The organism is Xanthomonas nasturtii (genome assembly GCF_023337365.3).
Classification (GTDB): domain Bacteria; phylum Pseudomonadota; class Gammaproteobacteria; order Xanthomonadales; family Xanthomonadaceae; genus Xanthomonas; species Xanthomonas nasturtii.
The window spans coordinates 866,138-880,545 of record NZ_CP142084.2; the positions used below are offsets into that span (position 1 = coordinate 866,138).

Annotated in this window: 13 protein-coding genes and 1 other RNA gene; 13 read left to right on the top strand and 1 reads right to left on the bottom strand. The window is 66.4% G+C overall.

Translation table 11 applies throughout. The features are described from left to right. The first annotated feature begins 101 nt into the window (after positions 1-101). Entirely contained in the window at positions 102-1,985 is a 1,884-nt protein-coding gene (locus M3O59_RS03610) for a diffusible signal factor-reguated S8 family serine peptidase (protein WP_064630954.1), read from the top strand. A gap of 11 nt (positions 1,986-1,996) precedes the next feature. Here the strand turns inward: M3O59_RS03610 and M3O59_RS03615 are convergent. Continuing rightward, positions 1,997-2,072, bottom strand: a non-coding RNA gene (locus M3O59_RS03615) — sX9 sRNA. 185 nt (positions 2,073-2,257) lie between these two features. On the opposite strand from M3O59_RS03615, the gene gspE reads away from it, so the two are divergent. The 12 genes from gspE to M3O59_RS03675 all read left to right on the top strand — a co-directional run bounded on the left by gspE (position 2,258) and on the right by M3O59_RS03675 (position 14,245). Continuing rightward, positions 2,258-3,985 carry a type II secretion system ATPase GspE gene (gspE, locus tag M3O59_RS03620; protein ID WP_181920442.1) on the top strand — a complete coding sequence of 576 codons (1,728 nt, stop codon included), beginning with the start codon at positions 2,258-2,260 and terminating at the stop codon, positions 3,983-3,985. A gap of 265 nt (positions 3,986-4,250) precedes the next feature. Continuing rightward, the gene (gene xpsF, locus M3O59_RS03625; protein WP_064630778.1) at positions 4,251-5,468 is read left to right on the top strand and encodes a type II secretion system protein XpsF; all 1,218 of its coding nucleotides are present in this window, start codon (positions 4,251-4,253) and stop codon (positions 5,466-5,468) included. Between the two features lie 270 nt (positions 5,469-5,738). Then, positions 5,739-6,170: a type II secretion system major pseudopilin GspG gene (gspG, locus tag M3O59_RS03630; protein WP_064630780.1), complete on the top strand. Its 432-nt coding sequence runs from the start codon at positions 5,739-5,741 to the stop codon at positions 6,168-6,170. 9 nt (positions 6,171-6,179) lie between these two features. Beyond that, complete coding sequence (gene xpsH / locus M3O59_RS03635) at positions 6,180-6,689, top strand: type II secretion system protein XpsH (protein ID WP_010367776.1); 510 nt, start codon at positions 6,180-6,182, stop codon at positions 6,687-6,689. Further along, a complete protein-coding gene (gene xpsI / locus M3O59_RS03640) occupies positions 6,686-7,102 on the top strand; it encodes a type II secretion system protein XpsI (protein ID WP_064630782.1) in 417 nt (138 codons plus the stop codon). The genes xpsH and xpsI overlap by 4 nt, the downstream gene beginning before the upstream one ends. Continuing rightward, positions 7,099-7,734, top strand: coding sequence for a type II secretion system protein J (locus M3O59_RS03645; RefSeq protein ID WP_116905011.1), 636 nt, complete (start codon positions 7,099-7,101; stop codon positions 7,732-7,734). The genes xpsI and M3O59_RS03645 overlap by 4 nt, the downstream gene beginning before the upstream one ends. Beyond that, positions 7,731-8,582 carry a type II secretion system minor pseudopilin gene (locus M3O59_RS03650; RefSeq protein ID WP_116905010.1) on the top strand — a complete coding sequence of 284 codons (852 nt, stop codon included), beginning with the start codon at positions 7,731-7,733 and terminating at the stop codon, positions 8,580-8,582. The genes M3O59_RS03645 and M3O59_RS03650 overlap by 4 nt, the downstream gene beginning before the upstream one ends. Beyond that, the gene (locus tag M3O59_RS03655; RefSeq protein WP_116905009.1) at positions 8,579-9,700 is read left to right on the top strand and encodes a PilN domain-containing protein; all 1,122 of its coding nucleotides are present in this window, start codon (positions 8,579-8,581) and stop codon (positions 9,698-9,700) included. The genes M3O59_RS03650 and M3O59_RS03655 overlap by 4 nt, the downstream gene beginning before the upstream one ends. Then, the gene (gspM, locus tag M3O59_RS03660; RefSeq protein ID WP_064630791.1) at positions 9,684-10,337 is read left to right on the top strand and encodes a type II secretion system protein GspM; all 654 of its coding nucleotides are present in this window, start codon (positions 9,684-9,686) and stop codon (positions 10,335-10,337) included. The genes M3O59_RS03655 and gspM overlap by 17 nt, the downstream gene beginning before the upstream one ends. After that, positions 10,327-11,118, top strand: coding sequence for a type II secretion system protein XpsN (gene xpsN, locus M3O59_RS03665; RefSeq protein WP_116905008.1), 792 nt, complete (start codon positions 10,327-10,329; stop codon positions 11,116-11,118). Before gspM ends, xpsN begins: the two co-directional genes overlap by 11 nt. Further along, complete coding sequence (gene gspD / locus M3O59_RS03670; protein ID WP_064630796.1) at positions 11,115-13,409, top strand: type II secretion system secretin GspD; 2,295 nt, start codon at positions 11,115-11,117, stop codon at positions 13,407-13,409. Before xpsN ends, gspD begins: the two co-directional genes overlap by 4 nt. Beyond that, positions 13,406-14,245 (top strand): glycosyltransferase family 2 protein, encoded by an 840-nt coding sequence (locus tag M3O59_RS03675; RefSeq protein ID WP_116905007.1) that lies wholly within the window; start codon positions 13,406-13,408, stop codon positions 14,243-14,245. Before gspD ends, M3O59_RS03675 begins: the two co-directional genes overlap by 4 nt. Positions 14,246-14,408 lie beyond the last annotated feature (163 nt).

Genomic DNA, 14,408 nt, shown 5'->3' on the forward strand with positions numbered 1-14,408 from the left:
ACCAGGAGCGATCGATCAATGCCGCAGGCCAGTCATGGCTGCGTGGCGTGCTCGACCCCGTTCCAAGCCTGATTCACGAAAAACACGAAGAGGATTTCACCGTGATCGACAAGACTTTCCGCCTCACCCCGCTGACCGGCGCCATCCTGATGATGGCTCTCGGTGCATCCGGCACCCTGGCTGCCGCACCGAAACTGCTGGTCAAGGAACCGACCCAGGCAGCTCCGGCCGGCGCTGCATTCAGTAGCCGCCTGATCGTGCGCTACAAGGACAACACTGCCGCTGCGACCGATCGCAGCAGCAAGCTCAATGCCGTGCAGGCCGCTGTCGGCCGCGTCGGCGCGAGCACCGGCGCACGCAGCAGCGCAGCCGCCGCCAAGGCGACGTATGTGCGCAAGCTCGGCATCGGTTCGGACCTGATCAAGCTGTCCAGCACACTGACCACCGCGCAGGTGGACAAGGTGGTGGTCGAGCTCAGGAACGACCCGTCCGTGGCCGACGTGCAGATCGACCGCATGCTGCGCCCGATCGACATCAGCAAGCGTGTTCCCGCCACCGATGTCAGCCCGCAGCTGGTTCCCAACGACCCGCTGTACGCCCAGTACCAGTGGCACCTGAGCAACCCCAACGGCGGCATCAATGCACCGGCTGCATGGGATCTGTCGCAGGGCGCCGGCGTGGTGGTGGCGGTATTGGATACCGGCATCCTGCCGGGCCATCCCGATTTCGCCGGCAACATCCTGCAGGGCTACGACTTCATCACCGATGCCGAAGTGTCGCGGCGCCCGACCGATGCGCGCGTGCCTGGCGCACTGGATTACGGCGACTGGGAAGAAGCCGACAACGTCTGCTACGACGGCTCGGTCGCCCAGGAAAGCTCCTGGCACGGCACCCATGTGGCGGGCACCGTGGCCGAGGCGACCGATAATGGGGTAGGCATGGCCGGTGTGGCGCCGAAGGCGACCATCCTGCCGGTGCGCGTGCTTGGCCGTTGCGGCGGTTACACCTCCGACATCGCCGATGCGATCGTGTGGGCCTCCGGCGGTGCGGTGGATGGCGTGCCGGCCAACACCAACCCGGCCGAAGTGATCAACATGAGCCTCGGCGGCGGCGAGCCGTGCGATTCGGCCACCCAGCTGGCGATCAACGGTGCGGTCTCGCGCGGCACCACCGTGGTGGTCGCGGCCGGCAATAGCGGCGAAGATGCAGCCAACCATTCGCCGGCCAGCTGCAACAACACGATTACGGTGGGCGCCACGCGCATCACCGGCGGCATCACCTACTACTCCAACTATGGCAGCAAGGTCGACTTGTCCGGCCCGGGCGGCGGCGGCAGCGTGGACGGCAATCCGGGCGGTTACATCTGGCAGGCCGGTTACACCGGTGCGACCACGCCGACCTCGGGCACCTATAGCTATATGGGTCTGGGCGGGACCTCGATGGCGTCGCCGCACGTGGCCGGCGTCGTGGCGCTGGTGCAGAGCGCGGCCATCGGTCTGGGCGATGGCCCGCTGACCCCGGCTGCGGTCGAAGCGCTGCTCACGCAGACCAGCCGTCGCTTCCCGGTGACCCCGCCGGCCAGCACGCCGATCGGCAGCGGCATCGTCGACGCCAAGGCTGCGCTGGAAGCGGTGCTGGTGGAGCCGTGCGACCCGGCCACTGAAAGCTGCGCACCGACTGCCATCGAACTGACCAACAAGGCACCGGTTGCCGGCTTGAGCGGCGCTGCCGGCAGCTCCACGCTGTACAGCTTCGACGCCAAGGCCGGCGCCGTGCTCAGCTTCATGACCTACGGCGGCACCGGCGATGTGTCGGTGTATGTCAGCTTTGAGGCCGAGCCCACCGCTACCTCCTACGATGCCAAGTCGACCCGTCCGGGCAACAGCGAAACCGTGCGTTTCACTGCACCCAAGGCAGGCACCTACTACATCAAACTGGTCGGTGCGAAGGACTACGCGAAACTGACGCTCGTTGCACGACAGTAAGTGATAAGAGCGGCTAGCAAAACGTAGCAAGCGGTTGTCAGGTGGGTGCGGACGGCGCGCACGAACCGGAGTGTACGCGTGGTGCATGCCGATTCCGAGCACCGACCGCGCCCGCATGGCGGCCGCACAGTAGTTTTGTTAGTTGCCCTAAATAGTGTGACCGCTGCCCCCGGCCCATCACCGGGGGCAGCGTTTTTCAGGGCGATTCAGATGGGTGCGGTTGATCGTCGCGGCAAACTGCTACAGTCGGCGCCGGACCAGTGGAGACGAGTGTGAACGCGGTTGCCGTCGATCCAATCGAGCATCGAAGTGCGGAGACGCGCATCGTCGATGCGCTGCTTGAACGCCGTCGTCTGAAAGACACCGATCTGCTGCGCGCGCGCCAGTTGCAGGCCGAGTCCGGTATGGGCTTGCTTGCCCTGCTCGGCCGCCTGGGTCTGGTGTCCGAACGCGATCATGCAGAAACCTGCGCCGATGTGCTCGGCCTGCCGTTGGTGGATGCACGCCAGCTCGGCGACACCCCGCCGGAAATGCTGCCTGAAGTGCAGGGCTTGTCGTTGCGCTTTCTCAAACAATTTCATCTGTGCCCGGTCGGCGAACGCGATGGCCGGCTGGAGCTATGGACCGCAGACCCCTACGACGATTACGCCGTGGATGCAGTGCGCCTTGCCACCGGCTGCACGCTGCTGTTGCAGGTGGGTTTGCGTTCGGAAATCGACGATCTGATCGAGCGCTGGTACGGCCAGGGCCGCAGCGCGATGGGCACCATCGTGGAAACCGCCGATGGCGATGCCAACAGCAGCGACGACATCGAAGCGCTGCGCGATCTGGCCTCCGAAGCGCCGGTGATCCGGCTGGTGAATCTGGTGATCCAGCACGCGGTGGAACTGCGCGCCTCCGACATCCATATCGAACCGTTCGAAAGCCGGCTCAAGGTGCGTTACCGCGTGGACGGCGTGCTGGTGGAAGGCGAAAGCCCGCCGGCCAAACTCACTGCCGCGGTGATCAGTCGCATCAAGATCATGGCCAAGCTCAACATCGCCGAACGCCGCCTGCCGCAGGACGGCCGCATCATGCTGCGCGTGCAGGGCAAGGAGCTGGATCTGCGCGTGAGCACCGTGCCCACCGCGCATGGCGAAAGCGTGGTGATGCGCCTGCTCGACCGCGAAACGGTGGTGTTCGACTTCTACAAGCTCGGCTTCACCGAAGACTTTTTGCCGCAGTTCCGCAAGGTGCTCGAGCAACCGCACGGCATCATGCTGGTCACCGGCCCCACCGGCTCGGGCAAGACCACCACGCTGTACACCGCGCTGAGCCAGCTCAATACCTCCGACGTGAAAATCATCACCGTCGAGGACCCGGTGGAATACCAGATCGAAGGCATCAACCAGATCCAGGCCAAACCGCAGATCGGGCTGGATTTCGCCAACGCGCTGCGCAGCATCGTGCGTCAGGACCCGGACATCATCATGATCGGCGAAATGCGCGATCTGGAAACCGCACGCATCGCGATCCAGTCCGCGCTCACCGGCCACCTGGTGCTGTCCACGTTGCACACCAACAACGCGGCCGGCGGCATCACCCGTCTGCTGGACATGGGCGTGGAAGATTACCTGCTCACTTCCACCATCAACGGCATCCTGGCGCAGCGTCTGGTACGCAAACTCGACCTGGCCAACGCCGAACGGTATGCCGCATCGCCGGAAGAAATCGCCAAGTTCGATCTGCGCCGCCTGCAGCCGGAGGGCGAGATCTTCCTGTATCGCCCGCGTCCTTCTGCCGGCGCACCCACCGGTTATCTCGGCCGGACCACCATCGTCGAATTCCTGGTGATGAACGACGAATTGCGGCGCGCGGTGATGCGCCGCGCCGGCATGGGCGAAATCGAACAACTCGCACGCCAGGCCGGCATGCGCACGATGTACGAGGATGGCCTGTCGAAGGCCCTGCGCGGCGAAACCACCATCGAAGAAGTCCTGCGCGTCACGGAGGATGCGTGATCGGCGACGTGATGGGACCCGGGACCCGGGACCGGGGACCCGGGAACAGCCAAGGCAGCAGCGTGGCTGCGTCTTTGCCACGCGCGGACCTGCGCGCTGCCAGATTCCAGTGCTGCGGCACGCCGTCTTTCACGGGTCAGGGCAGCAACGACGTCCCGGCTGCAGCGCCCATCCATGCCGACCGAAGCGCCGCAGTGTTCCCGTTGTGCAGTAAACCGATCTTCCCGGGTGCCCGGTCCCCGGTCCCCGGTCCCGGCCGTTCCTGATGCCCCTCTACCGTTACAAGGCGCTGGACGCCCACGGCGAAATGCTCGACGGCCAGATGGAAGCGGGCAGCGATGCCGAAGTGGCGCTGCGTCTGCAGGAGCAGGGCCATCTGCCGGTGGAAACGCGTCTGGCCACCGGCGAAAACGATTCGCCGTCGCTGCGCATGCTGTTGCGCAAGAAGCCGTTCGACAATGCCGCGCTGGTGCAGTTCACCCAGCAGCTGGCGACCTTGATCGGTGCCGGGCAGCCGCTGGATCGTGCGTTGTCGATCCTGATGGATCTGCCCGAAGACGAAAAAAGCCGGCGGGTGATCGGCGATGTGCGCGACACCGTGCGCGGCGGTGCGCCTTTGTCGTCCGCACTCGAGCGCCAGCATGGGCTGTTTTCCAAGCTCTACATCAACATGGTGCGCGCCGGCGAAGCCGGCGGCAGCATGCAGGACACGCTGCAACGGCTGGCCGATTATCTGGAGCGCAGCCGCGCGCTCCGGGGCAAGGTGATCAACGCGTTGATCTACCCGGCGATCCTGCTGGCGGTGGTGGGCTGCGCATTGCTGTTTTTGTTGGGCTACGTGGTGCCGCAGTTCGCGCAGATGTACGAAAGCCTGGATGTGGCGCTGCCGTGGTTCACGCAAGCGGTGTTGAGTGTGGGCCTGCTGGTACGCGACTGGTGGCTGGTGCTGATCGTGGTGCCCGGCGTGCTGGGGTTGTGGCTGGATCGCAAGCGTCGCAACGCTGCATTTCGTGCGTCGCTGGACGAGTGGCTGCTGCGCCAGAAAGTGGTCGGCAGCCTGATTGCGCGGCTGGAAACCGCACGCCTGACACGGACTTTGGGCACCTTGCTGCGCAATGGCGTGCCGCTGCTGGCGGCGATCGGCATTGCGCGTAACGTCATGTCCAACCTGGCGCTGGTGGAGGATGTCGCCAATGCCGCCGACGACGTCAAGAACGGGCATGGTCTTGCGATATCGCTGGCACGCGGCAAGCGCTTTCCGCGGTTGGCGCTGCAGATGATTCAGGTGGGCGAAGAATCCGGCGCACTGGACACGATGCTGCTCAAGACCGCCGACACCTTCGAGCTGGAAACCGCGCAGGCCATCGACCGCGCATTGGCCGCGCTGGTGCCGTTCATCACGCTGGTGTTGGCCTCGGTGGTGGGGCTTGTCATCATTTCGGTATTGGTACCGCTGTATGACCTCACCAATGCAATCGGCTGAGAGCGGCGATCGATGCGGCCGCGTTGCCGCCAGACGGACGCAGCCGGTACTCGGAATCGGCGTGCACCACTCGTACACTGCGGGGCCTGCGCGCGGTTTGCGCGGAGCTGCCAACCAGTCGCGACGCGGTGCCAGCCATGTTCCCGGCCGGGCAGCGTCTTCACAACAACGTTCCGGTGACCGCACGACACCCATGCGGGAACCATTGCAATGCCCGCCGTGTCATCTGTTGGCGGCAGCATCCTTCATCGACGTGCAAGGAAATCGTTCATGATCAAGCGTTCCATCACCCGCAGTCCGTCGCGCGCAGGCCAGGCCGGCATGAGCTTGCTGGAAATCATCATCGTCATCGTGCTGATCGGCGCGGTGCTTACGCTGGTCGGCAGTCGCGTGCTCGGTGGCGCCGATCGCGGCAAGGCCAATCTGGCCAAATCGCAGATCCAGACCCTGGCCGGCAAGATCGAGAATTTCCAGCTCGACACCGGCAAGTTGCCGAGCAAGCTCGATGACCTGGTCACCCAGCCCGGCGGCAGCAGCGGTTGGCTGGGCCCGTACGCCAAGCCGGTGGAACTCAACGACCCATGGGGCCACACCATCGAGTACCGCGTGCCCGGCGATGGCCAGCCGTTCGATCTGATCAGCCTGGGCAAGGACGGCAAGCCCGGTGGCAGCAGCTACGACTCGGACATCAAGTACCAATAAGCCCTCGCCATGCGCGTTGCGTGTCAGCCGTTGCGTCATCCGCATGGAGTGGTCGGCCCTGGTCGGGCACGCACGCGTGGCACCTCGTTGCTGGAAATGCTGCTGGTCATCGCGTTGATCGCGATGGCCGGCGTGCTCGCCGCCGCGGCATTGAACGGCGGCATCGACGGCATGCGCCTGCGCACCGCCGGCAAGGCGATTGCCTCGCAACTGCGCTACACGCGCACCCAGGCGATTGCCACCGGCACGCCGCAGCGGTTCTTGATCGACCCGCAACAGCGCCGCTGGGAAGCCCCCGGCGGCCATCACGGCGATCTGCCGCCGTCGCTGGAAGTGCGCTTCACCGGCGCGCGCCAGGTGCAATCGCGGCAGGATCAGGGCGCGATCCAGTTCTTCCCGGATGGCGCCTCCACCGGCGGGCGCATCGATCTACAGGTCAAGGACGCGCGGTGGCGCGTGGACGTGGGCTGGATCACCGGCGAGGTGCGTTCGGGCCCGTTGCGGACGCCGTCGCCATGAGACGTCAGCGCGGTTACACCCTGATCGAAGTGATCGTCGCCTTCGCGCTACTGGCGCTGGCATTGAGCCTGTTGCTGGGGTCGTTGTCCGGTGCCGCACGCCAGGTGCGTGCAGCCGATGAAAGCACGCGCGCCACCTTGCACGCGCAGTCGCTACTGGCCATGCAAGGGATGGACAAGCCGCTGGAGCCCGAGCAGCAACAAGGCAGCTTCGAAGACGGGCACTTCCGCTGGTCGATGGACGTGCGCCCGTACGACGAACCGCGGCGCAACCCGCAGGCACCGCTGTCGCCCGGCGCACATCGCCTGCTGCAACTGACCCTGGTGGTGCGCTGGGGCGAGCAGCCCAACCAGGTGCTGCAATGGCGCACGTTGCGGCTGGTGGCCGCCGCCGCGCAGGGCAGCCCGCCATGAGCCGTTCGCGCAGCGCCGGATTCACCCTGATCGAAGTGCTGCTGGCGACCATGCTGCTGGTCGGCGGGCTGGCATTGGCGTTTGCCACCTTGCGCTCGGCCAGCGCGGTGAGTCAGCGCGGCGAAGCGATCGCGCAACGCAGCGAGCGCGTGCGTGCGGTGGAGGAATTCCTGCGCCGGCGGCTGGCCGCGGCATTGCAGATCGCCATGGGTATCGACCCGCAGAGCCAGCAGCCCATCTTGTTCATCGGCGAACCGCAACGCATGCGCTTTGCCGCAGACGTGCCGGATTATCTGGGCCGCGGCGGGCCGTATCTGCACGATCTCTCGGTGGCCGGCGATGGCGAACAGCGCAATCTGCTGATCGCATTGACCATGCTGCAATCGGGCAAGTCGATCGAAGAAGGCAGCACCTTGCCGCCGGAAAAACTGGCCGAAGGCGTGCAGCAGGTAAGTTTTCGTTATCGCGGCATGGATCCGCAGAACGGCCGCCTGAGCGCATGGCTGCCGCGGTGGGAATGGCACGACCGCCTGCCGCTGCTGGTGCGCATCGACATCCGCAGCGGCGACGCCGCATGGCCGTCGCTGGTGGTGGCGCTGCCGCAATCCAGCAACCCCGGGGCAGAGCAATGAGCCGCGCGCGTGGTGCCGCGCTGGTGTTGGTGTTGTGGCTGATCGCCCTGCTCACTGCGATGATCGGTGCGTTCGCGCTCACCGCACGCGTAGAAGCATTGCAGGGCAGCATGCTGCGCAATGGCGCACAGGCGCAGGAATACGCCCGCGCTGGCCTGGAATACGCACTGTCGCGCTTGCAGAGCACCGATACCCAGACACGCTGGCGCGCAGACGGCCGACGCTATCGTTGGCAGATGGACGATGCCAGTGTGGAGATTCGCATCACTGACGAAAGCGGCAAGGTGGATCTGAACATGGCCGAGCCCACCTCGCTGGTCGGTCTGGTGCGCGCGGTAGGCGGCGAGCAGGCCAATGCCGCGCGCATCGCCGGTGCCATCGTCGATTGGCGCGATGGCGATTCGTTGAGCCAGCCGGGTGGCGGCGCGGAAGATCGCGACTACGCCGACGCCGGGCTGCCGTATGGCGCAAAAGACAGCCCGTTCGAAACGCTGGGCGAACTGCGCCTGGTGCTGGGCATGGATGGCGAGTTGTATCGCAAGCTGCTGCCCAACATCACCCTGTACAGCGGGCGTTCGCGGCCTGAAGCGCGCTTTGCGCCCGGCCCGGTGTTGACCGCGATGGGCCTGGATGCGCAGCAACTGCTGGCGCAGCGTGACGCGCCGCTGGGTTTGCCGGGCAGCGAGGCGACGGTCGGTGGCTCGGACACTTATAGTATCGAGAGCCGGGCGCGACTGAGTCAGGGACGCGAGGCTGTGTTGCGGGCGGTCGTGTCCATCAGCGCGTCTGCATTACCGGGGTCGGCCTATACCGTGTTGCGTTGGGAAGAGGGAGCAGCAGTGCAATGACCGCATGGCGGGATACCTTGGGTCGTATCGGCGTACGCGCCATGCCGGGAGCCGGAGGCGTCTGGCGTTGGTGGCACCAATCGCTGCTGGCCTGGCTGCCGCAACGGTGGCAATGGCAGTTGAGTCTGTCGCAGGCACGCCTGTTGTTGCAGCAGGACGGCGACACGCTGCAGTTGCTGCGCCAGCGCGACCACAGCAGCGACACTGTCGCCAGCCTGCCGTGGCCGGTGCAGCCGCAGGAAGTGAACGCCTTGCTGCCGACCGCGCTGGAAGGCCTGCCGCGGCATTGGTTGTTGTCGGCCGCACACGCGTTGCGCCGCCCGTTGCGCCTGCCTGCCGCAGCAGCGGCGCGCCTGCAGGATGTGGCGCGCTTCGAGATCGATCGGCAAACCCCGTTCACCGCCGACCAGGTGTATTTCGATGCGCGCGTGCTCGACGTGCGCGAAGACGGCCAGCTCGATGCCGAACTGGTGGTGGTGCCGCGGCGCATGATCGACGGCCCGGCCGGTGTGCCGGACGCCTGGAACAGCGCGCTGTCGGGAATCGATGTTGCCGATGCGAACGGTCTGCCGCTGGGCGTGAACCTGCTGCCCCCAGCGCGACGCCTGCGCCGCAGCGACCCGATGCAGCGCTGGAACCTGATGCTCGCTGCCGCCGCACTGGTGTTGTTGGCCGTGGCCGGCTGGTTGCTGCTCGACAATCGCCGCCAGGCTGCCGACGATCTGCGCGCCAAGGTGCAGGCCAATGCTGCGCGCGCGCGCCAGGTTGCCGCCGAACGCCAGCAGTTGCTCGATCTGGTTGAAGGCGCCCGGTTTTTCCAGCAGCAACGCGCCACCCGCCCGACCTCGGTGGAAATCTGGGACGAGTTGAGCCGGCGTCTGCCCGGCGGCACCTATCTGGAAAAATTCTCGGTCGAAGGCGGGCAATTGCAGTTGATCGGCTTGAGCAACGAAGCCTCCTCGCTGGTGCGCCGTCTGGAAGGCTCGCCGCTGTGGCGCACGCCCTCGCTGACCGGCGTGCTGCAGAGCGATGCCGGTCGCAACGTCGACCGTTTCACCATCACCGCCGAGCTGGCCGGCCCCGATGCGAAGGAGGCGGCCAATGCCACGCAGCGTTAAGCGCGATCGCTGGATCGCTTTGGGGATACTGCTGCTGGTGATCGGCGTGGCGTATCTGGTGCTGGTGCACCCGTGGTTCACCCAACCGATGATCGCCGTGCAGGACGACCTGCAATCGCTGCGCGAGCGCGAGCTGCGCGTGCGCGTGCAATTGCAGCAGGCGCCGGAAGTCAGCAAGCGGCTGCGCCAGGCGCGTCAGACGCTGGAAAGCCGCCCGGGCTTCTTGCCGGAGACCTCGGCCGAACTCGCCTCCGCCGGGTTGGTGCAGCGGCTGGAACGCGCGGTGGTGGAAGCCAGCCCCGGCAACCGCAGCTGCGCCATCAGCAACCGCTCGCCGTTGCAGCCGGAGAGCAAGGACCGCTTCACCCGCGTGGCGGTGCAGGTGCGTTTGCGCTGCGGCACCCCGGAACTGGCCTCGGTGTTGTACAGCCTGGAAAACGGCACCCCGCGTCTGTTCGTGGACAACCTCAACGTGATGGCGCAGCGCTACCAGCTCTCGCCCAACGAGAGCGGCAACGGCCTGGATATCGCCTTCGAACTGGCCGGCTACCTGCGCCCGGGCGCCAGCGCCGCGCCGCTGAATACCGAGACCGCGCCCACAGCGCCAGCCGCCGCAGAGGCCAGCAATGCGCCTTGACATGATCGGCCTGCGCACCTGGTTGCTGGCTACCGTGGTCGGTTGGGCACTGCTGGTGTGCGTGCTGGCGGTTGCCGGCCTGGGCAAGCGCGTGGAGCTGCTGCCGGACGACCCCGCGCTGGTGCAGCGGTTGCCCACCTTGCCGGCACCGGCCCCGGAGCGGCTGGGCGCGTTCGTGAAATATTCGGAGATCGCCGCGCATCCGGCGTTCGCTGAAGACCGCTTGCCGCATCCGTTCTTCCTGTCCGGCAACGACGGCAGTGGCGCCGCTTCCACGGTGCGCCTGACCGGCGTGCTGCTGACCGAAAACTTCAAGATGGCCACGCTGACCCTGGACCCGCAGGATTCGGTGCGCGTGCAGCTGGGCGGCGACGCAGTGAAGGGCTGGCGCCTGCTCGCCCTGCAGCCGCGCAGCGCAACCATCGAAGGCCCCAGCGGCACTCAGACACTGGAACTGCACGTGTTCAACGGCCAGGGCGGGCAGCCGCCCACCGCCAATGCGGCCGCGCGTGGTGCCGCCGCGGCAACCCCGCCGTTGCCCTCTCCCGATGCTGCCGCGGTTGCACCGGCGCAGCCGCCGCCAGCGCAACCCGCTACGCCCGTGCAACAGCCCGGCGGGCAGGCACCGCCCACGGTGCCGCCGCAGCGCAGCGATGGCGCGCAGGAAGCCCCACGCCCCTCCGACGATCAGATGCGTGCCATCCGCGAACGCATCGAAGCCCGACGCCGCCAGCTGCAACAGCAGCGCCAGAGCGGCTCTACCCCCGGTCAGACCCAATGAGTGAACGCATGACGCCGCGCCTGTTTCCCGTGTCCCTGCTGATTGGCCTGCTGGCCGGTTGCGCCACCACTCCGCCGCCGGACGTGCGCCGCAATGCGCGCCTGGACCCGCAAGTCGGCGCTGCCGGCGCCACCCAGACCCCCGCCGAACAACGTGCAGACGGCAACGTCAGCGCCAGTGCCAAACCGAGCCCGGTGATCCGGCGCGGCAGCGGCACCATGATCAACCAGAGCGCCGCCGCCGCGCCGTCGCCCACGCTGGGCATGGCCAGCAGCGGCAGCGCCACCTTCAATTTCGAAGGCGAGTCGGTGCAGGCGGTGGTCAAGGCGATCCTGGGCGACATGCTCGGCCAGAACTACGTCATCGCGCCGGGCGTGCAGGGCACCGTGACCCTGGCCACGCCCAACCCGGTCTCGCCGGCGCAGGCCCTGAACCTGCTGGAAATGGTGCTGGGCTGGAACAACGCGCGCATGGTGTTCAGCGGTGGCCGCTACAACATCGTGCCGGCCGATCAGGCGCTGGCCGGCACCGTCGCGCCCAGCACCGCATCGCCCTCGGCCGCGCGCGGGTTCGAAGTGCGCGTGGTGCCGTTGAAGTTCATCTCCGCCAGCGAAATGAAGAAGGTGCTGGAGCCGTATGCGCGGCCGAATGCCATCGTCGGCACCGACCCGTCGCGCAACGTCATCACCCTGGGCGGTACCCGTGCCGAGCTGGAGAACTACCTGCGTACCGTGCAGATCTTCGACGTGGACTGGTTGTCGGGCATGTCGGTGGGCGTGTTCCCGATCCAGTCCGGCAAGGCCGAAAAGGTCAGCGCCGATCTGGAAAAGGTGTTCGGCGAACAGAGCAAGACGCCCAGCGCTGGCATGTTCCGTTTCATGCCGCTGGAAAACGCCAACGCGGTGCTGGTGATCACCCCACAGCCGCGTTACCTGGACCAGATCCAGCAGTGGCTGGACCGCATCGACAGCGCCGGCGGCGGTGTGCGGTTGTTTTCGTACGAGTTGAAGTACATCAAGGCCAAGGACCTGGCCGATCGGTTGTCTGAGGTGTTCGGCGGCCGCAGTAGCGGCGGCGATTCCAATGCCTCGCTGGCGCCGGGCGCCGAGAGCAGCGTGCTCGGTGGCGCGCTCGGTAATCGTGACAGCAGCATGGGTGGCAGCTCCGGCATGACCGGTGGCAGCGTCGGCGAAAGCGGCGATGGCAGTTCGTCCGGCAGCAGCTTCGGTGGCAGCAGTGGGAGCGGCAGCAGTGGTGGCCTGGGCAACGGCAGCCTGCAGCTGTCCCCGCGCAGCAACGGCAATGGCGCGGTGACCCTGGAAGTGGAAGGCGACAAGGTTGGTGTGTCGGCGGTGGCCGAAACCAACACTTTGCTGGTGCGCTCCACACCGCAGTCGTGGGCCTCGATCCGCGACGTCATCGAAAAGCTCGATGTGATGCCGATGCAGGTGCATATCGAGGCGCAGGTGGCTGAGGTGAATTTGACTGGTGAGCTGCAGTACGGTGTGAATTGGTATTTCGAAAATGCAGTGAGCGTGCCAGTGGCATCCGGTGGGCCCGGCCTGCCACCTGCCGTAGGACGCGGCATCTGGGGCGACATTGCAGGAACCGTCACCAACGGTGGGGTGGGCTGGACATTTCTTGGCAAGAATGCAGCGGCAGTCATCAGTGCGTTGGATACCGTGACTAACGTACGTTTGCTGCAGACGCCTTCGGTGTTCGTGCGCAACAACGCCGAAGCCACGCTCAATGTGGGCTCGCGCATTCCGATCAATTCGACGTCGATCAATACCGGGCTGGGCAGCGACAGCAGCTTTTCGTCGGTGCAGTACATCGACACCGGCGTGATCTTGAAGGTACGTCCACGGGTCACCAAGGACGGCATGGTGTTCCTGGATATCGTGCAGGAGGTCAGCACGCCGGGTGCACGACCGCCGGCGTGTACTGCGGCGGCTACCACAACCGTCAACAGCGCCGCTTGTAACGTCGATATCAATACGCGCCGTGTCAAAACCGAAGCTGCAGTGCAGAGCGGCGACACCATGATGCTCGCAGGCTTGATCGACGACACGACGAGCGACGTCAGTGCAGGCGTCCCCTTCTTGAGCAAGCTGCCAGTTGTCGGCGCCCTGTTCGGTCAAAAGACCAGGAATACCGACCGCCGCGAAGTCATCGTGCTGATCACTCCGTCGATCGTCCGCAATCCGCAGGAGGCACGCAATCTCACCGACGAGTACGGCGAGAAGTTCCGGGCGATGGATCCGCTTGATGCAGCCAAGAAACTAAGGTGAGTGCAGCGCTGCCCGTCGTGCTGGTGCCGGTCGGCACCGACGACGAGGCGCTGGACGCGTGTTTAGGCGCGCTGGACGCCGCCACGCCCGCAGGCACGCGGGTGTGGCTGGCCGACGATGCCCAGGCCGGTCCGCGCGGGCGCGTGGTGATCGAACACTGGCTGGCGCGCACGCAGTTGCAGGCACACCACACCCGTCGCCAGCGCATGCTCGGCGAGGTGGCACATCTGGACGAAATGCTCAGCGCCTGCGGCGACGCCGATGTGGTGGTGCTGGGGGTGGATGCCTGCCCGTTGCCCGGGTGGTTGCGGCAACTCACCGCCTGTTTTGCACGCGATGCGGCGATCGCCACGGCCACGCCGTGGAGCAATGTCGGCGAAGCCTGCAGCTGGCCGCGGCTGGGCGAACTCAATCCGATGCCGGATGCACCCGAACGGCTTGCGGCTGCCTGTGCCGCGATGCCGCCGCTGCACCCGGAACTGCCGTCGGCGATCGGGCATGCAGTGCTGTTGCGTGGCACTGCACGCCGCAAGGCCGGTGGCCTGGATGCCAGCAGTTACGGCTCGTGGTATGCCGCACTGGTGGATTTGAGCCTGCGCATGGGCGGGCTGGGCTGGCGCAACGTGTTGTGCGACACCGCCTTCGTCGCGTCGCCGCACGAAGGCCGCCCGGCCGATGGCGACATGGACGCACTGGCCACGCGTTGGCCGGCCTGGCACGCACGCCTGGCCAACTTCCTCATGCACGACCCGCTGCGCGCCCGGCGCGATCAGCTCACCCAACTGCTGGCCGAACTGCCGCCACCGGACCCGCAACGCGCGCTGTTCGACGCGTAGAGCAGCTAACACAACACCTGCGCTCGGCGCCAAGAGCGCGTGGCCGGCGCTCGGCGCCGCATGTATCACCTGCGCGCTGTGTTCCGAGCGCACGACCGAATTCAGATCGATAGTTCACGATGTGCTGTCAGTGACGCCAAGCCCGCACTAAAGCCGCAAAGAC